The sequence below is a fragment of the Euzebyales bacterium genome (assembly GCA_035461305.1).
Classification (GTDB): domain Bacteria; phylum Actinomycetota; class Nitriliruptoria; order Euzebyales; family JAHELV01; genus JAHELV01.
On sequence record DATHVN010000106.1, the window covers coordinates 43,006 to 68,442 of the forward strand.

Consider the following 25,437-nt stretch of genomic DNA (forward strand, 5'->3'; position numbering starts at 1 on the left):
ACGTCGCTGTGGGCCGCGAGCGGTGGCGACCGGGTGGCGCCTCACGCGACGGCTTCGGGGCCGAGGATCTCGGACAGCTCCGCGAACAGGCCGGGGTTGCGGTTGATGCTGAAGTCCGAGGGCAACTGCAACGTCGTCGGGTTCTCGCGCGCCGACAGGCCGAGCTGCAGGTGCACAGGCACCGGGCCGGGGTGGTCCGACAGGATCGTTCGGAGGCGGCCGACGACGCTGTCGGTGCACTGCTGTGGTGCCACTTGGAGCACCAGTGGCCGGCCGTCAGCGTCGGACGTGTCGGGGGCGATGACGTCCAGTGCGATGATCTTGGGCGGGTCGGCGTTGTCGAGCCGCCCGGTCACACAGAGCAACGCGTCGTCGGTGAGCAGATCCGCCGCCGACTGGTAGACGCTCGGGAAGAAGATGCAGTCGATGCTGCCGCGCAGGTCCTCAAGCGTCCCGACCACGTACGGCTCGCCCTTGCGGGTGAACTTCTTCTGCAGTCCGGTCAGGATTCCCGCGACCTTGATGTCGTCGCGTCCGCCGCCGGCCTCGAGCAGTTCACCGATCGACACCGACGACAGCGCCGACAGCAGGCCCTGCATGCCGAGCAGCGGGTGGTCCGAGACGTACAGCCCCAGCATCTCACGCTCATGCGCGAGCTTCTCACGGCGCTCGAACTCGACGTCGGCGATCACGACGTGGTCGATCAGCGGGACCTCGTCATCGCCGTCTCCGCCTGCACCGTCGAACAACGAGAACTGCCCCTCGGCCTCGGCGCGCTTGCGGGCGATCGCCTCGTCCGCGATGGGTGCGAACGACAGCAGCAGGCCCTTGCGGGGATGTCCGAGCGACTCGAACCCGCCGGCCTTGATGAGCGACTCCAGCGTCCGCCGGTTCAGGCACCCGGCGTCGACCTTGGCGCAGAAGTCGGCGAAGCTCGCGAATGCGCCCTGGCGCTGGCGGGCCTCGATGATCGCCTCCACGACCTGCTCGCCGACGTTGCGGACCGCCGACAGGCCGAAGCGGATCCTGCCGTCCGCCGGCGCGAAGTCAAGCTTGCTGGCGTTGACGTCTGGTTGGAGGACGTCAATGCCCATCATCCTGCAGGTGTGCAGGTAGAGCGGCAGGCGGTCCTTGTTGCCCTTGACCGACGTCAGCAGGGCGGCCATGTACTCGACCGGGTAGTTGGCCTTGAGCCACGCGGTCTGGTAGCTGACCAGGCCGTACCCGGCGGAGTGGGACTTGTTGAACGCGTAGTCCGCGAACCCCTCGATAAGGTCCCACAGCCCCGTGCCGAATGACTCCTCGTAGCCGCACTCGACGATGCCCGCCAGGAACTTCGCCTTCTGCGCCTCCATCTCGGAGCGGTTCTTCTTGCCGATGGCACGGCGCAGCATGTCGGCCTCACCGAGCGAGAACCCGGCGACCTTCTGCGCGATCTGCAGCACCTGCTCCTGGTAGACGAGGATGCCGTAGGTGGGGTCGAGGAACTCGCCGAGGTCGTCGTGCAGCAGCGTGACCTTGGACCTGCCGTGCTTGCGGCGGGCGTATTCGGTGTGCAGCTCGGCCTTCATCGGGCCCGGCCGGTAGAGGGCGAGCAGGGCGACGATGTCGTCGAAGCAGTCCGGCTTGAGCTGGCGCACCAGCGCCTTCATGCCGGCCGAGTCGAGTTGGAACACGCCGTCGGAATCACCCTCGGACAGCATCCGGTAGGTGGGCTCGTCGTCGAGCGGGATGTCCTCGATCTCGACCCGCTCGCCGGTCGTCGCCTCGATGTGCTCGAGCGCGTCGGAGATGACCGTCAGGTTGCGCAGGCCGAGGAAGTCCATCTTGAGCAGGCCGATGGCCTCGACCATCGCCCCGTCGTACTGCGTGACGATCTCGCCGTCGGCCTCGACGCGCAGGATCGGGGCATGGTTGGTGATGGGCTCGGCGCCGATCACGACACCGGCCGCGTGGATCGAGTGCTGGCGGCGCAGCCCCTCGAGGCTGTGCGCCGTGTCGAGCACCTGCTTGGCGTCGGGCTCGTTCTCCCACGCCTCCCGCAGCTCCGCCGACAGCTCCCGTGCCTGGTCCAGCGGATACTCCCGGCCCATGACGGCCGGCGGCAGCATCTTGGTCAGCCGCTCGCCGAAGCCGTAGGGGTGGCCGAGCACACGGGCGGCGTCCTTGATCGCCTGTTTGGCTTTGATCGTCGAGAAGGTGATGATCTGGGCGACGTGGTCGTCGCCGTAGCGCTCGGTGACGTAGCGGATCATCTCGCCACGCCGGCGCTCGTCGAAGTCGATGTCGATGTCGGGCATCGACACGCGGTGGGGGTTGAGGAAGCGCTCGAAGATCAGGCCGTGTGCGATGGGGTCGAGGTCGGTGATGCCCATGCAGTACGACACGGCGCAGCCGGCGGCCGATCCACGGCCCGGCCCCACGCGGATGCCGACCTCGCGCGCATGGTTGCAGAAGTCGGCAACGATCAGGAAGTACGCCGGGTAGCCCATCTGCTCGATGACGCCGAGCTCGTGCTCGAGTCGCTCGACCACGTCGGGCCGCAGCGTGCCGTCCTCCCCGGTGCGGTACCGCTCGCGTGCACCGGCGAAGACCTGCTCGCGCAGGACGTCGGCCTCAGTGCGGTCGCCGGGCACCGGAAAGCGCGGCAGGTGGTGGGTCCCGAAGTCGATCTCCAGTTCGCACCGCTCGGCGATCTCGACGGTGTTGCGCCACGTCTCGGGGTGGTCGGGGAACAGCGCCCGCATCTCCTCGGCGGTCTTGACGTAGTGCTGGTCGCCGTGGAACTTGAAGCGGTCGGTGTCGGCCCTGAGCGACCCGGTCTGGATGCACAACAGCACGTCGTGGGCGTCGTGATCGGCCCGGGTCGTGTAGTGGCTGTCGTTCGTCGCCACGAGCCCGACGCCGAGGTCCTGGGCGATCTTGATCAGCTCGGGGTTGGTCTGGAGCTGCCCGTCGATGCCGTGGTCCTGGACCTCGATGAAGTAGTTCTCGGCACCGAAGATGTCGCGGTGGCTGGCGGCGGCCGCCAGCGCGGCGTCGCGGTCGCCGGCGAGCAGCAGCTGGTTGACCTCCGAGCCCAGGCAACCGGAGAGGCAGATCAGGCCCTCGGCGTACTCGGCGAGCAGCTCCTTGTCCGCGCGCGGCTTGTACCAGTAGCCCTCGAGGTAGGCCCGTGACGACAGCCGCATGAGGTTGCGGTAGCCCTGTTCGTTCTGCGCGAGCACGATGAGGTGGTAGTACGGCTCGACCCTTCCGGGGCGACCGCCACCTGCGAACATCGTCTCGTCGCCGGCGGGACCGCGGGTGCCCTTGGAGAAGCGACTGCCCGGGGCCATGTAGAGCTCGACGCCGATGATCGGCTTCACACCGTGGCGCAGGCCCGCCTTGTAGAAGTCAAGCGCCCCGAACATGTTGCCGTGGTCGGTCATGGCCATCGCGGGCATGCCCTGCGCGGCGGCGGTGCGCATGAGATCGTCGACCCGACTCGCGCCGTCGAGCATCGAGTACTCGGTGTGCACGTGTAGATGGACGAACGAGTCGGTCACGCTCCTCCTCGCGCCGTCAGGCCTTCCGGGGTTGACATGCCGTCCGGACAGCGCGGCATGTCACGGACACGCGCTCCGCGCTCCATCGCGCGGCGACCGGACCGTGCGCGAGCCGTCGCCGCACCGCCGTGGGACCGTCGGAAACGACATCCGTGTGACCCCGAACGCTAGCACACGCCCGGGCCATCGCCCCCCGATCCCACACCGCCGGCGGGATCCGTCGCGGGTCCGCCGCCGACCGCGTCCAGGCGGCGCACGGCGCGCCGCAGATCGTCGGGGCACGGCTCGTCGAGGGCCACGTGGGCGCCGGTCACGGGGTGTGCGAAGCCGAGGTGTGCGGCATGCAACGCCGGGCGGTCCAGCTCCAGGTCGGACGCCAGCTCCGCCGACGCACCGTAGGCCCGGTCCCCCACGACCGGGTGGCCTAGCGCCGCCATGTGGACCCGCACCTGGTGCGTCCGACCGGTCTCGAGCGTCACGTGGAGGCTGGTGGCCCGGCCCCACGAGCGCTTGACCTCGTAGTGGCTCACCGCGGGGCGCCCGTCGGCCGCCGTGCGGAAGCGCGTGCGGTCACCGGGGTGCCGTGCGATGGGCGCGTCGACCGTCGCCCGGGCGTGCGCGGGCGATCCCTCGACCAGCGCCCAGTAGTGGCGGGTGATGCTGTGCACGTCGAACTGCTCCCGCAGGCCGCGCAGGGCCTCGCCGGTCCGCGCGACGACGAGCAACCCCGACGTGCCCCGGTCGAGACGGTGCACGATCCCGGGGCGCGCAGGGTCGTCGCCGGGTGCCAGCGTCACCCCCATCGCGCGGAGCGCGTCGACGAGCGTGCCGTCACCCACGCCCGCGCCGGGATGCACGACCATGCCCGCCGGCTTGGCGACGACCACGACGTGCTCATCGGCGTAGCGGACCGGCACCGGGGGTGGCGCCGCGACCGCACCGGCCGGCGCGTCGGCCACCTCGACGTGCTCGCCTCCGCGCACGCGGTAGGACTTGCGGACGACGGCGCCGTCGACGGTCACCTCACCTCGGCCCACGCGCGCCTGTGCCTGCGCACGCGGCTCGTCGAGCAACGCGGCGACGACCCGGTCGATGCGGTCGCCCCGGGCCTCGGCCGGCACGACCAGCCGGGCCGGCCCCATCAGCGCCGTGGGGTCGAGGTGTCGGGACGGACCGACGGGCGCCGCGGGGCGTTCGCCAGACGGCGCTCCTCGCGCTCGGCGCGCATCAGCAGCACCCCGAGCGCGAGGGCGCCGCACACGATCGCCGAGTCCGCGATGTTGAACACCGGGAACCACCGGAGATCGAAGAAGTCGACGACGTACCCGTTGGGAAGCCCCGGGTACCTGGCGACGCGGTCGATCGCGTTGCCCAGCGCACCACCGGTCAGCAGGCCGTAGCCGGCGGCAGATGAGAGGCGGTCGGTGTCGGGGAGGGCGCGCACGATCATGATGACGACGACGACCGCCACGATCGGGAACATGCCGGAGAACCCTGGGATGCCGAACGCTGCGTTGGGGTTGCGGACCAGACGCAGGTCCATCAACCCGAGGTCGATCACGCGGGCGGACAGCTCGGCGACCGCGATGCCCTTCGTGGCCTGGTCGCACACGAGGATCGCGGCGGCGACGGCCGCCCACACGACCCACACGAGCCGTCCCGGCAACGCCCGTCGCGACGCCGGCTCCGAGCCGTCATCGGCGGCGGGGGTCGCGGCCGTGGCGTCGGGCTGCACGTCGCCCGGATCCGTGCCGTCCGGGGTCGTCCGCGTCTCGTCTGTCACCTGGGTCATCCGCCGGTCGCGCCGCTGTCACACGGCCGAGTCTACGCACCGCCAGCGGGCCCGCCCCCGCCCGACGGCGCACCGGCGATCGCGGCCACGACCTGCGCCGGCGCGCGCCCGGCGATGCGCAGCGTCTTGGCGCGCCCCGTCGCACCATGCTCGAGGACGACCGCGGAGGGCGCGACGCCGACCGCGCGCGCGACCGAGTGGCACAGTGCCGCGTTCGCCCGGCCGTCAGCGGCCGGTACGCGGACCCTCCACACGATCACGGCGCGGGCGGGGCCGCCGTGACGGCTCGGCATCGACCGCACCTCGACCGGGCCCTCGCGGCTGGCGCCGGGCTGCGCGTGCACGGCGAGCAGGACGTCCTCGCCGGCCGCCCGACAGGCGGCGTCGACCGCGGACGGGGGGATCGCGGACCGCTGCGGCACACGGACAGGATAGGCTCCACCGCTTCCGGGGCGGTGCGGTATATCGTGACCCGCGATCGTCCGACACCGGCCCGGCGCGCCGCGGACCAGTGGCCCCAACGCCGTCGACCGATGCCGCGACGTCCAACGGCGACACGGGTGCCCCAGGTGCCGCGGGAGGTGGTCAGCACGCTCACGATCCGCCAGCCGGCCGACACGCCGCCGGACGCCGCCGACCTCGACCGCGGCGTGAGACGTCGGTGGCGTGACCGGCGTCTCACCGGTCGGCCGGACGCAGCCCGCGACGCAGGGGCACCCCGCTACGCCCTCCACGTTGCGCCGCTACGCGCAGCCGGTCCGATCGATGCGGCACGCGTGACACTGCACGCGTCGGTCGACGTGCTCGCACGCCATCGGGCGATGTGCGGGACGCGGGTCGAGCACGTGCTCGGATGGGATTGCCATGACCCCGCCGTGCCGGCGGACGGCGTGGAGCAGACCGTGTCGTGGCACATCGGGCGCGACGAGCGGATGCGGCGCACGCTGGGGTGCGACGACACGGCCGGGACCGCGCAGACGATGGAGCCGACCTACGTGGACAGCGTGTGGTGGGCGATTGCACAGCTGTGGGAGGCGGGCCTGGTGCAGGAGGCGACGACCACGGCGTGGTGGTGCGGAGCCTGTGGACGCGATGTCGACGACGACGGCGTCAACGCTTCGGAGGTGGCCTCGGCGACCGCGCTCGTCCGATTCCCAGTGCGCGGCGACACCGCGCTGTGCACGGTCGGTGCGTCGGTGCTGGTCGCCGTCGAGCAGGTCGCTGCGCTGCCGTCCATCGACGTCGTCACCACCCCGGCCGGCCGCGACCTCGTGCTCGCGCAGGCGGCAGGCGACGCCTACCCGGTGGTCATCGCGCGCGACGCGGTCCCGGCGGCGCTCGGGCCCGACGCAACGGTCCACCGCGACGTTGCGGTCGACGAGGTCGCCGGCCAGCACTGCCGCCACCCTTCGACGTCCCGCGCCGTCGAGGTGTCCATATCGGACGGCGACGCCGCGGCGACGGCGACCGGCTTCACGGTTCCGGTGGCGGCCGCGCCGATGGCAGGTGCCGGCACGGACACCGCACTCCTCGACGTGCTGCGCGACCGCGGCCTGCTGCTGCGCGTCGACGAGCGACGGCGCACAGTCACGCAGTGCGTGGCCTGCGGCGGTGCGGTGGTCCGGCGGGACGGTGGCGTGTGGGCCGTGACGACGTCGCAGGTCGCCGACCAGCTCGCCGCGGAACGGGCGGGCGTCACCCGCCACAGCGCCACGGGCACGCCGGCGCCGACCCCCGACGACGGCCGGGACTGGATCATCTCGCGGTCGGCCGGGCACGGGATCCCCATGCCGTTGTGGCGGTGCGAGGTGTGCCATGAGGTCACCGCCGTCAGCGGGCGGGCGCGGCTCGCGGCCCTGGTCGGGTGCGAGGTCGACGCGCTCGACCCCTGGGACGGGTCTGTCGACACGGCGACCTTCGTGTGCCGAGCCTGTAGCGACGGCATCGCGCGGCGTGTGCGCCTCGTGGTCGACACGCGCTTCGTCGCGGGCGCGATGCCCTTCGCACGGTTCGGGTTCCCCGCGTTGCCGGGCAGCGACGTCCGCGTCGCACGGAACTGCCACGCCGACCTCGTGGTCGACCGGTCGGATGGGGCCGCCGACGCCATGCTGATCGTCGCGAGCCTGCTGTGGGACGCCGGCAGCCACGACGCGGTGCTGACGACCGGCGGGCACTCGGCGGGAGACGACGTCGACGTGGACGGCCTGTGCGCGCGACACGGCGCGGACGCGGTCAGGTGGGCCTCCGTGACCGCCCCCGCGGAGTGGCTCGACCGGCATGTGGGCGAGGAACTCGCCGCTGCGGCGGTGGATGCCATCGTCACCCCGCTGCTGGACGCCTGCACCTCATTCGAGAAGGCGGCTGCTGACGCCCCCTGGTCACCGGCGGATGTCGCGGGCGTCGCTGACGTCGTCACGCGGCCGGTCTGGGACCGCTGGATCCTCGCCGAGCTCGCCGACACCGTGGCGGTGGTCCGTCACCGCCTGGACGACCTCGACCTGGCCGGTGCGGGCCGGCGCATCCAGTCGTTCGTGACGGCCGTCGGGCTGTGGCGCTCGCATCGCGCTGCGGACGCCGGTGCGACGGCCGAGCGGGACGGGGCGTCCTCCCTCGCGACGTTCCACGAGTGCCTCGTGACGGTCGCTGCGCTGCTGGCACCGTTCACCCCGTTCCTGAGCGACGAGCTGTTCGAACGGCTCGTGCGGTCCAGCGAGCCGGTGGCACCCGACAGCGTCCACCTGCTGCGCTACCCGGTCCCCCACGCCGCGGCACGCGACGACGACCTGCGCCGATCCATGCACGCCGACCGCGATCAGGGGATGCGCCTGGCTCGCGACGTCATCCGCGCCGTGAACGAGCTGCGGGTGCACCGGGGCGTGGACGACGGCGACCCCATCACCGTGCGCATCGACGCCGACGCCGAGGTCGGGGCGGCGGTCGAGACGCACCGCAGGACGATCGCCGACCACGTGCTCGCCACGCGCATCGAACTGGGACTGACCGAGGACGGGGTGCCCGTCCCGCTCAATGACGCGCCGGCGCGGCTGGCCCTGCGTCGGGCGGCGCCGTGAACCTGCGACGTGCGGGGCTGGTGGCCGCCGCGGCGACGGCGGCGATCCTGCTGTGGCGGCTGCGGCCCGGATCCGCCGGTGAGGGCGACGCACCGGTCGGAGACGAACCGCGCGTGGTCGCACGTCTCGCGACCTGGGCGCCTTCGCGACCGTTGTCACGCGCTGGTCGGCTGGCGGGCTATGTTTGGGCCGCACCGCTCACGGCCGCGGGGCTGCTGCTCGGCGCGCTGTCCGGCTCACGGCCGCAGGTCCGTGACGGCGTGCTGCTGTTCACCGAGGCCCGCGGCCTGGGCGGACGCATGCTGCGCTGGCGCGGGTTCGGGGCAGCCACACTCGGGCACGCCGTGATCACCGCGCGAGTGCCCACCGAACGACTGCTGCGTCACGAACTGGTACACGTCCGCCAGGCCGAACGATGGGGACCGCTGTTCGTACCGCTCTACGTCGCCGGGCTGCTCCGCTACGGTTATCGGCGCAACCCGTTCGAGCGTGCGGCCTACGCGGCGGCGGCTCCCGGTTCCGACGTCGCCTAGGGTCTGGACGTGTCGTGCGGCGTGGCCGACGATGACGTCCAGCGTTGCGACGGCGGGCGGGCGCGACGCACGCCGGCGCCCGCGATGAGCAGGCCGACGAGGACGACGGCGATGCTGGACCACAGCATTCCGGTGCCTTCCGCACCGAGGAGCAGGCCGATGAGGACCAGCACGGCGGCGATCAGCTCGATCGCCAGGCCGAGCGCGATCACGCGGTGTCGCGGTTCTCGCCCTCGTTGTGCGACCGTGAGCCCGTCGCCGCACGGCGAGCGGCGACATCGTCGCCCGTGCCCTCACCGGTCTGGCGTCCGTTCTGCGCGCTCCAGACGCCCTCCGGGCGAGGGGACCAGGGCGGCCCGCTGCGGTTGTCGCCCGCATCGCCGACCGGCTTGGCATTCCACGCCGATCGCCGGGGCGTGCCGTCGTCGCCGCTGCGCTGCGCTGCGGGGGAGCTCGGCTGACGTGACCGCCTGGAGTCGCTGTCTCCGGTGTCCGACGGCAACCGCTGCGGTTCCTCGACCGACAGCGTGCCGAGCCGCTCGACCGACGACGGGATCTCGGGCAGGTCGCCGACGCGGTCGAGGACGGCGAGCTGCTCGGCGATCGCGCTGCGCACGCGCTCGGTGTAGTCATCACGGAATGCCCGCAGGTGGGCAACCGCCCGACGCACGCGGTCGGCACCATCGCGAGCCTCGCGCCACTCGCGGTCAGCCGCCGACCGCGCACTGGCCAGCAGCTCGTCGGCGCGTCGGCGCGCGTCGCTCACGACGCGCTCGGCCTCGCTCTCGGCCTCGCTGACGACCCGGTCGGCCGTCTGTTCGGCCGCAATGAGCGTCCGCTTCAGCAGCCGCTCCGATTCCAGGGTGCCGGTGCTGCCCCCTGCCTTGCTCCCACCTCCCGAGCGCTCCATCTCACGGAGCTGCTCGAGCGCGCGGTCACGCTCGTCTTGGAGCGAGACGACGCGGTCAGCGAGACGCGACAGGTGGTCGTCGACCTCATCTGGGTCGTAGCCCCGGAACCGCTCCTTGAAGTCTCGCTGAATATCTTGGGGGGTCAGGCTCATCAGCACACCAAACTCTGCAGGACGACGATCGCAACGAACAACAAGATAGGCGATACGTCAAGGGCCATTGCGCCCATCCTTATGCTTGGGATCAGGCCACGCAACGGTGTCAACAGTGGATCCGTGACCGCGTGGACAGCCCGAGCGATGGGTCGGACGGGTTCAGGCACCGAGGGTACCCACGAAAGCACGATCCGTACGATCAGGATCACGTAGTAGACCTGCAGGACGAAGCACAGGATGTCCCGGAGCAGGCTCACCCGCCCTCCTGTCTACGGACCGTCACGTTCTCACGCCTGGTTGAAGAACCCGCGCTCACTCAGCTTACGACGCTCCTCGGTCGAGAACTCGACACCTCGCGGTGTCAGGAGGAACACTCGATCGCCTACCCGTTCGATCCGCCCATCCAACCCGTAGATGAGGCCGGACGCAAAATCGAGGACCCGCTTGGCCACGCTCTCGCTGGCCCCGGCGAGGTTCATGATCACGGGGATGTCGTTGCGGAAACGGTCGCCGACCTCCTCCACCTCGTTGAATGTCATCGGCGCCGTGTAGTGCACGGTCGTGTTGGACACGGGGTGCGCGCGCTGTGCCAAACGCTCCGTGCGCAGATCGTCCATCGTGCGCGCCCGGGTGGTGATCGCACCACCCCCGCGGGCCGTCGACAGCCGTCGCACGTTGGTTTCGCCGTCGAGCTCGTCGAGCGACCCGGGCGCGGTCGCATCGATCTCGTCGGCGTACTCGTCCTCGTAGTCCTCAGCCAGGCCGAGCCAAACCATCGCGTTGCGCAACATCGTCGCCATGATCCTCCCGCTTTCCCAATCACTCAGTGCGTGATCGTGGGCCGAACACGTCCGTGCCCACACGCACGATGGTCGCGCCGTTGGCGATCGCAACCTCGAGATCGCCCGACATGCCCATGGACAGCTCCACGACCTCCGGGTGGCCGCTCGCGACCTGCGCACGAAGCGCTCGCAGGCGGGCGAACACCGCGTCGGGGTCCACGTCGAGCGGCGGGATCGCCATCAGCCCCGTCGCCGTGACCCCGGGCAGCTCGGCGATCCGTTCGGCAAGGTCCTCGATGTCCTCTGGACGGCAGCCATCCTTGCGCTGCTCGCCCGTGACGTTGACCTGGATCAGCACGTCCTGGTTCCCACCCACCGACGCCATGTGGTCCGCGATCGCGTCGGCCAGCCTGATCCGGTCCACTGAGTGGACGAGTACGACGCGCCCCGCTACCAGCCGCACCTTGTTGCGCTGCAGCCGGCCGACGAAGTGCCAGCGGAGCTCGGCCGGTGGGTCCTCTGCCAGCTTCGCGTCGAGCTCCTGCGCCCGGCTCTCGCCGAACTCGAGCTGTCCCGCGTCGAAGGCGGCCCGGATCCGGTCGAGGGGGTGGAACTTGCTGACCGCCACAAGCCGGACGTCGTCGGGCAGCCGCCCCGCGGCGCGCGCCGCGGTCGCGATGCGCCGTCGCACCGCCGCAAGCCGCGCCGCCACCCGTCCATCGTCGCCGACGGCGCCCATCGCGCTCGTCATCATGCATGTCGCTGCCCACGGACGACGATGCCCGCCTGCCGGCCGGCGCCCGGCTCCCGGCGATGGCTGTACCAGCGGCAGGGCGTGCACCGCGTGCAGCCGCCGAAGCGCCGCACGGTGCCGACGCCCATCGCGGCGAGCTGCGCCGCGACGGCCGCCGGAAGGTCCAGCGACGGCGTGCCCCACGTCGTGGTCGCCGCGGCCTCCGGCACCAGCGCCGTCACGTCGTCGGCGAGCTCCTGCTCAACCTCGTAGCAGCACCCGCCGATCGCGGGACCCACCACGGCCTCGAGGCGCGTCGGGTCGGCCGGTGCCATGGCGGTCACCGCCGCACCCACGACGCCGCTGGTCACACCACCGCGGCCCGCGTGCACCGCGCCGACGGCGTGGCCCGGGTCGGCCAGCAGCACCGGCACGCAGTCGGCCACCTGCACGACCAGCGCGACACCTTCATCGGTCGTCACCAGCGCGTCGACCGACGGCAGGCTGTCGTCGTGGGCGTGCAGCCCGCGTCCGCGGTCGTCCACATCCACGACGGCGACAGCCGAGTCGTGCACCTGCTGCATGAACACCAAGTCGTCGGGCGCCGCGCCGACCGCGTCCGCCAGCCGGGGGCGTGCCGCGGCGTCCGGCGCTCCGACCGCCAGCGAGACGTTGCCGTCGGGCGCAGCGGAGAACGCGAAGCGGATCGACGGATCCGCTCTGGTCACCCCGGTCAGCGTGGACGGCACGACAACGCCTTCCCCTCAGCGCTTGAGGAAGCTGGGGATGTCGAGGTCGTCGTCGGCGTCGATCACGATCGGCGGCCGCGACCGCGGACGGCCCTGGGCATCGCCGCCGATCGTGCCGCGGGCGACGCCGTTGGTCGCCGGCGAGGGCTCGGCGTCGCGCTCCGACACCGGCTGCGATGCGGACCGCTCGGGCGTCGACCCGACCTGGGCTGCCCGGTGTTCGTTGCGGTTCGACGCCGAGGCGGGGACCGGGCGGACGAGCTCGTGACGGCGCGCGTTCTCCCCCGCGAAGCCGGCGGCGATCACCGTGACCTTCACCTCGTCGCCGAGCGCGTCGTCGATGACGGTGCCGAAGATGATGTTCGCGTCGTCGTCGGCCGCGTCAGCGATGATCTCCGCCGCCTCGTTGACCTCGTGCAGCCCGAGGTCGCTGCCGCCGGCGATCGTCAGCAGCACACCGTGCGCGCCCTCGATCGACGCCTCGAGCAGCGGCGAGCTGACCGCCATCTTGGCGGCCTCCGACGATCGGTGGTCACCGCGCGCATGGCCGATGCCCATCAGCGCGCTGCCGGCATCCTGCATGATCGCCTTGACGTCGGCGAAGTCGGTGTTGATCAGCCCCGGTGTTGTGATCAGGTCGGTGATGCCCGCGACGCCCTGCAGCAGCACATCGTCTGCAAGCCGGAACGCCTGGAGCATGGTGGTCTGCGCGTCGGAGATCTCGAGCAGACGGTCGTTTGGGATCACGATCAGCGTGTCGACGGCCTCGCGCAGGTTGTCGATCCCCTGCTCGGCCTGGAGGCTGCGCCGCCGCCCCTCGAACGCGAACGGCCGGGTCACCACGCCGATCGTCAGCGCGCCGACGCCCTTGGCGACGTCCGCCACGATCGGTGCGCCGCCGGTGCCGGTGCCACCTCCCTCTCCGGCGGTGACGAAGACCATGTCGGCGCCCTTGAGCACCTCCTCAAGGTCGTCACGGTGCTCCTCGGCCGCCTTGCGGCCGATATCGGGGTCGCTGCCCGCTCCCAGCCCGCGGGTCAGCTCCCGGCCGACGTCGAGTTTGACGTCGGCATCGGACATCAGCAGTGCCTGGGCATCGGTGTTGATCGCGATGAACTCGACGCCCTTGAGTCCCGCCTCGATCATGCGGTTGACCGCGTTGACGCCGCCGCCGCCGATGCCGACGACCTTGATCACCGCGAGGTAGTTCTGAGGTGCCGCCACGGCAGCTCCTTCCGGTCCTGTCAGGTGCGCGGGTCCGTCCTTAGAACGCTCACCCTGAGGTAAAGGGTTAGTGTTATGTCAACCTATCGATTGGCCGAGACCATACGTAAGCACCTCCCTGGTTGCAAGGAACCTCGACCGCGAATCACGTCGAGGGAACTACGACGGGGTTGGCGGGTGCCCGGACGTCCAGGGATCCGCCGCCCTCGACCGCTTCGGGCAGCAGGACGCGGATCACCTCGACCTTCAGCGCGAGGTCCCGCGCTGTGCCGAACCGCACCCCGACCGTGATCGGCTCACCGTCGTCCGGGTCACGTGGAGGTACGCGCAGCTGCAGGACCAGCCTGTGGTCGTCGGTCACCTCGTACGCGGTGACCTTGCGACGCAGCCAGCCGGGCAGATGGGTGTGCACCTCGACTGCGTCACGCACGTACGGGTCGTCGATCGGCCGGCCGAGCTCCGGCAGCGCCGTGTCGTCCAGCACGATCACCGGCGCGTCCTTCACGCGACCGCCGTCGACCAGCACGGCTTCGTCGTCGACCTTCCACGACGCGCCGTCGGTCTCGACGGTCAGCAGCGGCGTGCGGGGCGTCACCTCGATCGCGACGGTCGACGGCGGAGACCGCCGGACCACGGCCTCGTTGACCCACGGCAGGTCCTCGACACGCGCGCGGGCCTCGTCGAGCGGCGCCGTCAGCAGGTGCTGCCCGGACTCGAGCGCCGCCGTGCGCTCGACGGTCCGCGCCCGTCGGCCGGAGACGCCCTCGACGCGGATGCCACTGATGTCGAACAACGGCGACCGCAGAACGACCGCGACGCCGGCGATCAGCACGAGCAGCACGAACAGGCTGAGCGTGCGCCGCTGGCGACGGCGCACGGCGTCGGCACGCACCCGCGCGCGGCGGGCGCGGATGCGGGCATCCATGTGGCCGGACTTGGCGGTCGCGGTCATGTCGTCACCTCCGCGGGCGGACCGGGTGGCGCACCACGGCCTGGACCATCATCGAACCCTGCGAGCACGACCTCGGTGCGCAGCTGGACACCTGCAGTCTCGTGCACGCGCCGCTGTGCGCGGAGGATCAGGGCGCGGACGTCGGCCGCGGAGGCCTGCGGGGCGACGGTGATGAAGTTGGCGTGACGGGTGCTGATGCGCGCGCCGCCCACCCGCTCGCCCTTCAGGCCGGCGGCCTCGATCAGCCGGCCGGCGGAGTCACCCGGTGGGTTGCGGAACACGCTGCCGCAGCTCGGTTCGTTGATCGGCTGGTGATCCCGCCGCCACTGGCGCATCTCGGACATCTGTGCGGCGATCTCGTCCGCGTCGGCCGGCACGAGCCTCAGCTCGACGCGGGTCACGATCGCATCGACGGGCAGCTCGCTGTGCCGGTAGGAGAAGCCGAGGCGTGCGGCGTCCCAGCGTTCGGGTACGCCGTGGGCACTCATGCGTGCGACGTCGGCCCACACGAGCACGTCGCGCATCTCACCGCCGTGCGCGCCGGCGTTCATGCGCACCGCGCCGCCGACGGTCCCGGGGATCGCCACGCCGAAGGCCAGTCCCGCCAGCCCGTGGCGCGCGACGGTGCGCGACAGCGCGGGCATCGGCTCGGCCGCACCCGCGTGAACGACGGCGCCGGCGACGTCGACCCCGCGGAACCCCCGCCCGAGGACGATCGCGATGCCCGGCCAACCATCGTCGGCGATCAGCAGGTTGCTGCCCCGGCCGATGACAAGCCATGGACTGCCGGACCGGCGCGCGACCCCGGCGACCGCGGTCAGGTCGTCGGGCGATTCCGCCCTGACGAGCACGGCGGCAGGGCCGCCGACCCGCATCGTCGTGTGGCCCGAAAGATCGGCATCGGCGAGCACACGCGCGGGATCGATCACCGCACGCAGCGCTGCGACGCGATCGTCACCCACGCACACCCCGCAGCCGGTCGAGTGCCACGGGACCGACCTCCGTGATGTCACCGGCGCCCAGCGTGAGGACGAGATCGCCCGACGTGACGAGCTCGAGCAGGCGACCGGGAACGTCGGCAACCGATGGGACGTAGTGGACCTGCGCACCGGCCTCGGCGGCGGCGTCGGCAACCAGCGCACCGGTCACACCGGCGACCGGCTGCTCGCCAGCACCGTAGACGTCCGTCACGATCACCACGTCGGCACCCGTGAGCGCGGCACCGAGCTCGGCGCCCATCGCGGCGGTCCTGCTGAAGCGGTGCGGCTGGAACACCGCCACGACCCGTCCGTCGGGCGCGGTCTGCCGTGCCGCCGCCAGGGTCGCCGTCAACTCGGCCGGGTGGTGGCCGTAGTCGTCGACGAGCGTCACCCCGCAGGCGGACCCCAGTCGCTCGAAGCGGCGGTTGGCACCGGCGAATATCGCCAGCCCGCGGCGGATCGCGTCCCAGTCCGCGCCCGCGTGGACACCGGCCAGGGCCGCAGCGGTCGCGTTCGCGACGTTGTGGCGCCCGGGCACGCTGATCTCGAAGCGGCCCACGTCCTCGCCACGGTGCAGCAGGCCGAACCTGCCACCGGTCGGGTGCAGCACGACGTCGACGATATGCAGGGTCGCGTCGGCGTGCTCGCCGTAGGTCTCGACCGGCGCGTCGATCCGCGGCAGCACACGACGCACTCCCTCGTCGTCGATGCAGGCGATCGCGACACCGTCGGGTCGCCGCCGGTCGAGGAACGCCAGGAACGCGCGGTCGACGGCGGCGAGGTCCGCGAACTCGTCGTGGTGGTCGAGGTCGACGTTGGTCACGATCGCAACGTCGGGCGCGTAGTTGAGGAATGACGAATCCGACTCGTCGGCCTCCGCGACGAACCACGCACCGGTGCCGTGGTGTGCGCTCGTGCCGGCATCGTGCAGCGTCCCACCGATCGCGAAGGACGGGTCGACACCCGCGGTCTGCAGGCACACCGCCACCATCGACGTGGTGGTGGTCTTGCCGTGCGTCCCCGCGATCAGCAGCTGCCGGTGGTCGGCCATCAGCGCGGCGAGCAGTTCGGCGCGGTGCAGCACGGGCAGCCCGAGCTCGTGCGCCCGCGCCAGCTCGGGGTTCGTGTCGGGGATCGCGGTCGACGCGACGACGAGCTCGGCGCGGTCGACAAAGGCGGGCTCGTGGCCCGTGAAGATCTCGGCGCCCATCGTCCGCAGGGCGGTGACTGCCCGTCCAGCGCGCAGGTCGCTGCCCGTGACGGGGTGCGACCGCTGGAGCAGGACCCAGGCCAGGGCACTCATCCCCGCGCCGCCGATGCCGATCAGGTGCACCCGCATGCCCGGACGCAGCTTGACGTCGTCTATCCGTGCCCTACCGCTGTCGCTGTCTGAGGGCTGCCGTGCCCTACCGCGTTCCGTCATCTCCGCCTCGCTTTCGAGCCCGCTGGTCGCGTATGGCGCGCGATCGACAGCAGCAGGCCTGCACTGATCATCGTGATCACCAACGACGTCCCGCCGAAGCTGACGAACGGTAACGTCACGCCGGTCACGGGCAGCAGCCCGACGACGCTGCCCATGTTGATCGACGCCTGCAACAGGATGCCCACGACGAGCCCGACCGCCAGCAGCCGTCCGAACGAGTCGGGCGCCAGCATCGCGATCCGCACACCGACGACGGCGATCACGACGTACAGGGTCAGCACCAGCAGGACCCCGAGCAGGCCGAGTTCCTCGCCGATGATCGCGAAGATGAAGTCCGTGTGGGCGTTCGGCAGGTACAGCCACTTGCCGCGGCCCTCCCCGAGGCCCGTCCCGAGCCAGCCGCCGCTGCCGAGCGCGTAGTACCCCTGCAGGGTCTGGTAGCCGAACAACGCCGGCGACGAGTTCGGGTCGAGCCAGGCACTGAACCTGCCCATGCGAAACCCCGCCGAGGCGATCCCGAGGCCCACCAGCGCCACCCCGCCGATGCCGCTGGCCAGAAGCCACCGCGTCGGCAGTCCCGCCACGTAGAGCATCACGATGCCGATGGCGACCAGCAGCGCGGCCGTCTCGAGGTCGGGCTCGGCCATGATGAGGACCGCGACGACCGCCAGCATCGGCACCGTGGGCACCAGCAGGGCGTGCAGATCACCGGACCTGATGCGCCCCCAGCCCCGCGCGAGCACGTCGGCGGTGAACAGCGGCACAGTCAGCTTGAGCAGCTCCGCCGGCTGGAACACCAGCGGATCGACGCCCAGCCAGCGCCGCGCACCAGACCGCTCGATCCCGACCGGCGTGACCACGAGGATCGCCAGCACGAGCGAGACGATCACGAGGACGCGGATCCAGGGTCGCCAGCTGCGGTAGTCGCGCAGCGCCACGCCGATCGTGGCAGGGATGCCCACCAGGCACCACAGCAGCTGACGCCGGAAGATGCTGAACGCGTCGCCGGTCAGCGCCGACTGCACGAACGACGCGGAGAAGGTCATCAGCAGGCCGAGCAGGACGAGCACGACCACGGTGGCGGCCAGCACACCGAACAGCACCGTGGTCTCCCCGGAGGGCGGCGGCGCGACCAGTGCCCGCACCCACCGGATGAAGCCCGGTGACCGTGACGTGCGTCGGGCCCGGCTCGCCTGCGTCATGCGCCCCTCCGTGAGGTGGGCGACAGCGCTACGCTGTCGGCGACGAGCTCCCGGAAGCGGTCGCCCCGAGCGGCGTAGTTGACGAACTGGTCCATCGACGCGCAGGCCGGCGCCAGCAGCACCACGTCGCCCTGACGCGCGCGTTCACGCGCGATGGCGACCGCGGCGTCGAGCGTGCCGACCTCGAGGGTCGCGACCGCCTGGCCTCGGGCGAGCTCGGCGATCGCAGGACCCGCCTGCCCGATCGTGAGGACCAGCCGGACCCGAGTCCCGAGGTCGGCGGCGAGCGGCGCAAACGACACGCCCTTGGCCAGCCCTCCGGCGATCCAGATGACCGAATCGAACGAGCGCAGGGCGGCGGCCGCGGCGTGTGGGTTGGTCGCCTTCGAGTCGTTGACCCAGCGCACACCGTCGTGCTCGGCGACCGTCTCCAGGCGGTGCGCGCCCACCCGGGCGGCGCTCAGCGGATGCGCCAGGCCACCCGGCGGGGCGCCTGCGGCGATCGCCGCGGCCACGACGGCGGTGGCGTTCGCGACGTTGTGCCGGCCACGGACGCCCAGGGCGTCTAGCGTGAGCACCGGCGTCGGCTGGTCGCCCGTCAGCCGCTCGACGAGCGCGCCGTCGATCACGCCGACCGCATCCGGTGGGGGCGCGTCCAGTGTGAACCCCGCGTGCGCCGCCGGCGGCGGGTGCTCGGCGAGCAGCCTGGCCGCACCCCCGTCCTCGAGGTTCGACACCGCCCAGTCGCTGCCGCGCAGGCCCGCGGCACCGGTCGCGCGCTGACCCCGCCAGATGCGGGCCTTGGCCGCCGCGTAGGCGGCCCGGTCGCCGTGCCAGTCGAGATGATCGTCGGCCACGTTCAGCACGACGCCCACATCGGCCCGCATCGTGTGCGTGAAGTGCAACTGGAAGCTCGACAGCTCGGCGACGACCAGCGGTGGCGGGTCGTCGACCAGGGTCGACAGAGGTTGGCCGATGTTGCCGGCGGCCGGCACGCCCAGGCATCCGGCGAGCAGCTCCGTCGTCGTCGTCTTGCCGTTGGTCCCCGTCACCGCCAGCACCCGCGTGCGGCCGTCGAGCAGCCGCCAGGCGAGCTCGGGCTCGCTCCAGATCGGCACGCCCGACGCCGCGGCGGCCACCAGCACCGGCGTCGTCGGTGCGAGCCCGGGGCTGGCCACCACCACGTCGGGTGTCGCGTCGCGCAGCACCGCCGCGGGGTCGGCAACCAGCGCGACGGCGTCGCCGAGCGCGGCACGGGCGCGTGCCTCCGCCGCGGGCGCGGCGTCGCAGGCCATGACGTCGGCGCCGCCGGCCACCGCGGCGCGTGCTGCGGCGATCCCGGACACGCCGAGTCCGGCCACCAGGATCCTGATGCCGCCCACCGCGCCACTCACGAGGCCCGCCTCCGACCGTGAGGAGCGGTGGTCGCGTCCGCGGTGGGTCGGTCGAAGATCCGGGCACACGCCGCGGACGGGACTACCGCTCCGAGCGTCATCCGATGCCTCCACCGGCGAGGAAGTCGTTGTAGAACAGCCCGAGGCCGAACGCGACCGCAAGCCCGGCGACGATCCAGAACCGCACGATGATCGTTGTCTCCTGCCACCCCACGAGCTCGAAGTGGTGGTGGAGCGGAGCCATCTTGAACACCCTGCGGTGCAGCATGCGGAAGCTGGCGACCTGCGCGATGACGCTGACCGTCTCGACGACGAACAGCCCGCCGATGATCACCAGTAGCAGCTCGGTCTCGGTCAGCACTGACATCGCGGCGAGCATCCCGCCGATCGCGAGCGATCCGGTGTCACCCATGAAGATCTTCGCCGGCGGGCCGTTCCACCACAGGAACCCGAGCGTGGCGCCCAGCGCCGCGGCAGCGGCGATGGCGATGGCGTTGGCGTGGATCGTGACGCCGGCCGGATAGAACTCGGGATGGCGGAACTGCCAGAAGGCGATCACGACGTACGCACCGAACACCAGCGCGCTGGCCCCCGCCGCCAGGCCGTCCAACCCGTCGGTCAGGTTCACCGCGTTGGAGAACCCCGAGAAGATCAGGAAGATCGCGATCACGAAGAACGGGCCCAGGTCGATGCCGGTCGCCCCGATGAACGACAGGTAGGTCGACGTGTCGGCGACGTACTCCGCGCCGAACGCGAAGATCACCGCGATCAGCGCCTGGCCGATGAACTTGGCCGTCTTGTTGAGCCCGAGGCTGCGGTTGCGGCGCAGCTTGAGCAGGTCGTCGACGAAGCCGACCATGCCCATGCCGACCAGCACGCCCATCACGAGCAGGCCGCCCGGCGACAGGCGCGGTCCCAGCAGGAACGTCGCGACGAGGTAGGCGATGACGGCCGCCAGGATGATCGCCGCACCCCCCATGGTCGGCGTGCCGCGCTTGACGAAGTGCGACGTGGGGCCGTCCTCGCGGATCAGCTGTCCGTAGCCACGGGCGCGGAAGAAGCGGATCACCACGGGCGTGCCGATCAGCGACAGCACCAGCGCGAGGCTCGCGGCGAGCAGAATCGTCCTCACCAGCACCGCTCCCCCGTCGCCGCGCCGGCGGTGCGCAGTTCGGCGAGCCGCGCCACGACGCGTTCGAGCCCGGCGGACCGGCTGGCCTTGACCAGGACCACGTCCCCCGCGGCGACACGGTCGGCGAGGAGCCCGGCGGCGGTCTCGACGTCGTCGACGGCCCAACGCTGCCCGCAACGTGCCGGGTCGTTCGCATTGGCGCCCTCGGCGATGCCGGCGGCGGTGAGGCCGACGGTCACGAGGGCGTCGACCCCGAGGTCGGCCACCACCCGCCCGGTCCGGTGGTGCTCCTCGGCGCTGGTGGCGCCGATCTCCGCCATCGTCCCGAGCACCGCCCAGCGGCGGCCGGGCGTCGGCACGGCACACAACGTGCGCAGGGCCGCTGCGACCGACGTCGGGTTCGCGTTGTAGGCGTCGTTGAACACGCGGATGCCGTCGACCGTCTCGAGCTGGAGGCGCCACCGCGACACGGTCGCACCGCCCAGCCCCGCGATCGCCGCCGGCAGGGGGACGCCCGCGGCGGTCGCGGCGGCCAGGGCCGCCAGCGCGTTGCCAACGTTGTGCACGCCGGCGACGGGCACGGCCACGTCGTGGCGACCGTGGGGGCTGTCGAGCACGAAGCGCGCTCGGGCGGCCTCGTCGAGCTCGATCCCGGTGGCGCGGAAGTCGGCGTCGGCCGACCGGCCGAACGTCACCACCCGCGCCGTCGTGCGGTCCGCCATCGCCGCGACGAGGGGGTCGTCGGCGGCGAGCACGGCGACGCCCTCCGGGTCGAGCGCCTCGACCAGCTCGCCCTTGGCGGCGGCGATGGCCTCGATGCTGCCGAGCAGCTCCAGGTGCACCGCGGCGACCGACGTCACGATGCCGATCGACGGTCGCAGCAATGCGGCGAGCTCGGCGATCTGGCCGACGCCGCGCATGCCCAGCTCGCTGACCAGGACCTCCGTGTCCCGGGTCACGCGGCAGCAGGTCAGTGGGACCCCGAGCTCGTTGTTGAACGACCCCTCGTTGGCGACGACCGCGCGGTCACGCAGGGCCGCGGCGATCAGGTCCTTGGTGGTCGTCTTGCCGTTCGATCCGGTCACCGCGATCACCGTCGGATCGGCTGTCTCGCGCACCCAGGCCCCGAGGGCGAGCAGGGCGTCGCCGGGATGGTCCACGACGACCGCGGCCGCGTCGGGCACGACGTGGTCTACCCGGTCAGCCGCCACGAGCGCGCCGGCCGCGCCGGCCGCGAGCGCCTGTCCGACGTAGCGGTGGCCGTCGGTGCGCGTGCCGACGAGGGCGACGAACAGGTCACCGGGTGCAACGGTCCTGCTGTCGATCGTCACGCCGTGCACGACCGCAGCCGCGGCGGACCCGTCGAGCAGGTCACCGCCAACGACGTTGGCCAGCTGCTCCAGCGTCAGCTCGATCATGTCCCGCGACCCACCGCTGCGCTGCCCGCGTTCATGCGCAGTCTCCCACCCTGGCGCGCAGCAGCTCGCGCGCGACCTCACGATCGTCGAACGGGATCGTGCGGTCGGCCAGCTGCTGACCGGTCTCATGGCCCTTGCCGGCGATCACCACGATGTCACCGGATGCGGCCTCCCCGAGCACGGTCGCGATGGCCGCCCGCCGGTCAGGCTCGACCGTCCACCGGCCGCCATCGACGGTGCGCGCGCCGTCGGCGACCGCGGTGAGGATGGCTTCGGGGTCCTCACCGCGGGGGTTGTCGTTGGTGAAGACCACGCGGTCCGCACCGCCGACTGCCACGGCGCCCATCGCGGGGCGCTTCTCGTGATCACGGTCACCGCCACAGCCGATGACCACCAGCACGCGTCCCGCTGCCGCCTCCCGGGCGGCCTCGAGCACCCGCGCCAGCGAGTCGGGCGTGTGGGCGTAGTCGACGAGCACCGTGAATGCCTGGCCCTCGTCGACGCTCTCCATGCGGCCTGGCACCGACCAGGGCCGCCGGAGGGTGGTGGCGACCGACGTCAGAGGCACGCCGAGGGCGCGCGCCGCCGCCAGCACGAGCAGGGCGTTGCACACGTTGAACCGCCCGGACAGGCCGACCTCGATCCTGTGGGCGACGCTGTCCACAACGACCTCCACGACCGACCCCTGCGGTCCCGGTGTGACGGCCGTCGCGACCAGGTCTGCGTCGGCCTCAGGTGCGAGTGAGACGGTGGTCACGGGGATGGTCGCCTCACCGGCCAGCCGGCGTCCCCAGGCATCGTCGACGTTGACCACGCCGAGCCGGCTGAAGCCGGGGGTGAACAGGCGCGCCTTGGCGGCGTAGTAGGCGTCCATCGTCCCGTGGAAGTCGAGGTGGTCGTGGGTGAGGTTGGTGAACACAGCGACCGCGAAGCGGGTGCCGTTGACCCGCCCCAGTGCCAGGCCGTGGCTGGACACCTCCATCGCCACCGTGGTCACCCGTTCGTCGACCATCCGGCGGAGGAGCCTCTGGAGGTCGGTCGACTCGGGTGTCGTGCGCACCCCCGGCACCTGGGTCCCGGCGATCCGGGTGGCGACGGTGCCGATCAACCCCGTCCGTCGGCCGGCGGCGGTCAGCACGCCCTCGAGCAGCGTGGCGCACGTCGTCTTGCCGTTCGTGCCCGTCACGCCCACGACGTCGAGCTCCGCCGTCGGGTCGCGGTGAACCGCCGCGGCCACCGCTCCGAGCCGCGCCGCGACGCTGTCGACCTGCAGCTGCGCCACGTCGAGGTCGAGCGACCGCTCCACGAGCAGCGCCGACGTACCGCGCGCGACCGCGTCGGGTGCGAAGTCGTGCCCGTCCGCGTGGGCGCCCGGCCGGCACGCGAACAGCACGCCGGGGCCGGCCGCTCTGCTGTCGTGGGTCACGTCCGTCACGGTCACGTCGGCGCCGTCGTGTGGTCCGACGAGCCGGCCACGCGTCAGCGCGGCGAGCGAGCGCAGCGACGCCGGACAGGCGGCGTCGACCGGTCCGCCTGGCGCTGCGGAGGACGAGGGAATGGAGGACACAGGCCAACGAAGGTCGGGTGCTGGGGACGTAGGGCAGGATACGCGGCGCTCATGGGCGTGCCTGGAAGCTGCCGTTGTGAGCCCGCGGTCCATGCCGTCCTCGCATCCTGTCACGTCCATCCGGCGCCCGCTCGGCGCCCCGATCGGTCATACGTCCGGTCCGTCCCCGTCGTCGAGCTCACCCGGGTCGTTCGGCGGGACGCGGCGGTGACCGAGAGTGAACTGCATCACGTCGCTGAACAGCGGCGCCGCGGTCAGCCCGCCGTAGTAGCCGCGCCTGGACTCGTCGACGGCCACCGCAACGACGACCTCCGGCCGATCCGCGGGCGCGAAGCCCACGAAGCTTCCGACGTACGCGCCAGGTTCGTACCCCGATGCGTCCTCGCGGGGCTTCTGGGCCGTCCCGGTCTTGCCGGCGACCTTGTAGCCCGGCACCGCCGCGTCGGTGCCGGTGCCGTCCTCGACCACGTCGACGAGCATCCGCGACAGCGCCCGCGCGGTACGTTCCGAAACCACCCGTCTCCGCTGCCCCGGCGTGGCGCGCTGCAGCGTACCGTCGCTGCCCACCGTGCCGCGCACGAGCACCGGATCCTGCGCCGCGCCGCCGCGCGCGATCGTGGCGTACACCTGCGCGACCTGGAACAGGCTCGTCGACACGCCGTGCCCGATCGCGATCGTCGGCAGGCTCGTCCCGGACCAGTCCTCCACGTCCGCGAGCAGGCCGCCGGTCTCACCGGGGAAGGCCAGGGCCGTCGCCCGGCCGTAACCGAACCTGCGCAGATACGCGTGCAGCCGCTCGGGACCCAGACGCTGAGCCAGCTTGATGCTGCCGATGTTCGAGGAGTCCCGCACGATCTCGGCCAGCGTGGCCCGTTCGGTGTAGTGCGAGTCCGTGAACGCCTTGCCGCCGACCGTGTGCGTCGCTCCGATCTTCAGGCGCGACCGCGGGGAGACGACGCCCTCCTCGAGGGCGGCGGCGACCGTGACCGCCTTGCTCACGCTCCCCGGCTCGTAGGCATCGGTCACGACGCGGTTGCGACGGGCGTAGCCTGGCGCGGTGCCGATGTTCTCAGGCGCGTAGCCGGGCATCGACGCCATCGCCAGGATCTCGCTGGACGCGACGTCGATGACGACCGCCGAGGCGCCCTTGGCCCGTAGGTGCCTGACCGCGTCGGCCAGGAGCCGCTCGGTCGTCGCCTGCACCTCGCTGTCGAGCGTCAGCACGAGGTCGGTGCCGGCGACCGGTGGCTCGCCGATGCGTGGCGCCGAGCTGATCTCCAGGCCCTGCGGGGCATGCTGCGCGATCATGCGGCCGGGCAGTCCGGCGAGCAGCGCGTCGTACTGCTTCTCGAGCCCGGACAAACCCACGTTGTCGGTGCCGGCGAACCCGACGATCTGCGCGCCCAGCGGGCCCGCCGGGTAGGTCCGTCGAGGTTCGTCGAGGACCTGCACTCCCGGGAGATCGAGCTCGGCGACGCGCGTGCCGATGTCGTGGGGCTCCTGCCGCGCGAGATACACGAATCCGCGATCGTCACGCAGCTTCGCCTCGATGTCGTCGGTGGCCTCCGGCAACACACGCGCCAGGCTGCGGGCGATCTCACGCACGTCGACCTTCGCACCGGCCTCCCTGATCTGGCGGGGATTGGCGACGATCGTGGCCGTCGGAACCGACAGCGCCAGCGGCTCTCCCGTGCGGTCGTAGACCTTGCCGCGCTCGGCAGGGAGCTCGATGTCCCGCTCGGTCTGGCTGCGGGCGCGCTCGCGGTACTCGGAAGCCGAGAGCACCTGGATGTCGACCAGGCGCCACCCCATCGCGAGCGTGATCAGCAGGTAGAACACCAGGACGCTCCGCAGCCGACGGGAGCTGCGGG

General features: G+C 71.9%; 21 protein-coding genes. 2 read left to right on the plus strand and 19 right to left on the minus strand.

The window, feature by feature from the left end; genetic code table 11:
* Nucleotides 1-41: 41 nt before the first annotated feature.
* From dnaE to VK923_09605, 4 genes are all read right to left on the minus strand, one after another.
* Entirely contained in the window at nt 42-3,548 is a 3,507-nt protein-coding gene (gene dnaE / locus VK923_09590) for a DNA polymerase III subunit alpha (GenBank protein ID HSJ44919.1), read from the minus strand.
* 167 nt (nt 3,549-3,715) lie between these two features.
* Nucleotides 3,716-4,690 (minus strand): RluA family pseudouridine synthase, encoded by a 975-nt coding sequence (locus tag VK923_09595; protein ID HSJ44920.1) that lies wholly within the window; start codon nt 4,688-4,690, stop codon nt 3,716-3,718.
* A complete protein-coding gene (locus VK923_09600; protein ID HSJ44921.1) occupies nt 4,690-5,331 on the minus strand; it encodes a signal peptidase II in 642 nt (213 codons plus the stop codon). The genes VK923_09595 and VK923_09600 overlap by 1 nt, the downstream gene beginning before the upstream one ends.
* A 41-nt stretch (nt 5,332-5,372) precedes the next feature.
* Nucleotides 5,373-5,762, minus strand: coding sequence for a DUF167 domain-containing protein (locus VK923_09605; GenBank protein HSJ44922.1), 390 nt, complete (start codon nt 5,760-5,762; stop codon nt 5,373-5,375).
* Nucleotides 5,763-5,921: 159 nt separating this feature from the next.
* Here VK923_09605 and VK923_09610 point away from each other — a divergent pair, with 159 nt between their 5' ends.
* Nucleotides 5,922-8,411 (plus strand): class I tRNA ligase family protein, encoded by a 2,490-nt coding sequence (locus VK923_09610; GenBank protein ID HSJ44923.1) that lies wholly within the window; start codon nt 5,922-5,924, stop codon nt 8,409-8,411.
* On the plus strand, nt 8,408-8,944 hold the full coding sequence (locus VK923_09615) for a hypothetical protein (protein HSJ44924.1): 537 nt from the start codon (nt 8,408-8,410) through the stop codon (nt 8,942-8,944). Before VK923_09610 ends, VK923_09615 begins: the two co-directional genes overlap by 4 nt.
* Here the strand turns inward: VK923_09615 and VK923_09620 are convergent.
* The 15 genes from VK923_09620 to VK923_09690 all read right to left on the minus strand — a co-directional run bounded on the left by VK923_09620 (nt 8,941) and on the right by VK923_09690 (nt 25,405).
* Nucleotides 8,941-9,156 carry a hypothetical protein gene (locus VK923_09620; GenBank protein ID HSJ44925.1) on the minus strand — a complete coding sequence of 72 codons (216 nt, stop codon included), beginning with the start codon at nt 9,154-9,156 and terminating at the stop codon, nt 8,941-8,943. The two genes, VK923_09615 and VK923_09620, sit on opposite strands and share 4 nt — an antisense overlap.
* The gene (locus VK923_09625; protein ID HSJ44926.1) at nt 9,153-10,007 is read right to left on the minus strand and encodes a DivIVA domain-containing protein; all 855 of its coding nucleotides are present in this window, start codon (nt 10,005-10,007) and stop codon (nt 9,153-9,155) included. Before VK923_09625 ends, VK923_09620 begins: the two co-directional genes overlap by 4 nt.
* A 290-nt stretch (nt 10,008-10,297) precedes the next feature.
* The gene (locus VK923_09630; protein ID HSJ44927.1) at nt 10,298-10,810 is read right to left on the minus strand and encodes a cell division protein SepF; all 513 of its coding nucleotides are present in this window, start codon (nt 10,808-10,810) and stop codon (nt 10,298-10,300) included.
* 19 nt (nt 10,811-10,829) lie between these two features.
* Nucleotides 10,830-11,531, minus strand: a complete 702-nt coding sequence (locus tag VK923_09635; GenBank protein ID HSJ44928.1) for a YggS family pyridoxal phosphate-dependent enzyme — start codon at nt 11,529-11,531, stop codon at nt 10,830-10,832.
* Between the two features lie 11 nt (nt 11,532-11,542).
* Nucleotides 11,543-12,274, minus strand: coding sequence for a polyphenol oxidase family protein (locus tag VK923_09640; protein ID HSJ44929.1), 732 nt, complete (start codon nt 12,272-12,274; stop codon nt 11,543-11,545).
* Between the two features lie 15 nt (nt 12,275-12,289).
* Entirely contained in the window at nt 12,290-13,498 is a 1,209-nt protein-coding gene (gene ftsZ, locus VK923_09645) for a cell division protein FtsZ (protein HSJ44930.1), read from the minus strand.
* 145 nt (nt 13,499-13,643) lie between these two features.
* On the minus strand, nt 13,644-14,450 hold the full coding sequence (locus tag VK923_09650) for an FtsQ-type POTRA domain-containing protein (GenBank protein HSJ44931.1): 807 nt from the start codon (nt 14,448-14,450) through the stop codon (nt 13,644-13,646).
* Entirely contained in the window at nt 14,447-15,412 is a 966-nt protein-coding gene (gene murB / locus VK923_09655) for a UDP-N-acetylmuramate dehydrogenase (protein HSJ44932.1), read from the minus strand. Before murB ends, VK923_09650 begins: the two co-directional genes overlap by 4 nt.
* Nucleotides 15,405-16,769 carry a UDP-N-acetylmuramate--L-alanine ligase gene (gene murC / locus VK923_09660; GenBank protein ID HSJ44933.1) on the minus strand — a complete coding sequence of 455 codons (1,365 nt, stop codon included), beginning with the start codon at nt 16,767-16,769 and terminating at the stop codon, nt 15,405-15,407. The genes murB and murC overlap by 8 nt, the downstream gene beginning before the upstream one ends.
* A gap of 80 nt (nt 16,770-16,849) precedes the next feature.
* Nucleotides 16,850-18,055, minus strand: coding sequence for a putative lipid II flippase FtsW (ftsW, locus tag VK923_09665; protein ID HSJ44934.1), 1,206 nt, complete (start codon nt 18,053-18,055; stop codon nt 16,850-16,852).
* On the minus strand, nt 18,052-19,449 hold the full coding sequence (murD, locus tag VK923_09670) for a UDP-N-acetylmuramoyl-L-alanine--D-glutamate ligase (protein HSJ44935.1): 1,398 nt from the start codon (nt 19,447-19,449) through the stop codon (nt 18,052-18,054). The genes ftsW and murD overlap by 4 nt, the downstream gene beginning before the upstream one ends.
* A 97-nt stretch (nt 19,450-19,546) precedes the next feature.
* Nucleotides 19,547-20,581, minus strand: a complete 1,035-nt coding sequence (mraY, locus tag VK923_09675; protein ID HSJ44936.1) for a phospho-N-acetylmuramoyl-pentapeptide-transferase — start codon at nt 20,579-20,581, stop codon at nt 19,547-19,549.
* Nucleotides 20,578-21,999 carry a UDP-N-acetylmuramoyl-tripeptide--D-alanyl-D-alanine ligase gene (murF, locus tag VK923_09680; protein ID HSJ44937.1) on the minus strand — a complete coding sequence of 474 codons (1,422 nt, stop codon included), beginning with the start codon at nt 21,997-21,999 and terminating at the stop codon, nt 20,578-20,580. Before murF ends, mraY begins: the two co-directional genes overlap by 4 nt.
* A gap of 31 nt (nt 22,000-22,030) precedes the next feature.
* Complete coding sequence (locus VK923_09685; GenBank protein ID HSJ44938.1) at nt 22,031-23,686, minus strand: UDP-N-acetylmuramoyl-L-alanyl-D-glutamate--2,6-diaminopimelate ligase; 1,656 nt, start codon at nt 23,684-23,686, stop codon at nt 22,031-22,033.
* Nucleotides 23,687-23,713: 27 nt separating this feature from the next.
* Nucleotides 23,714-25,405, minus strand: coding sequence for a penicillin-binding protein 2 (locus VK923_09690; GenBank protein ID HSJ44939.1), 1,692 nt, complete (start codon nt 25,403-25,405; stop codon nt 23,714-23,716).
* Nucleotides 25,406-25,437: the final 32 nt, after the last annotated feature.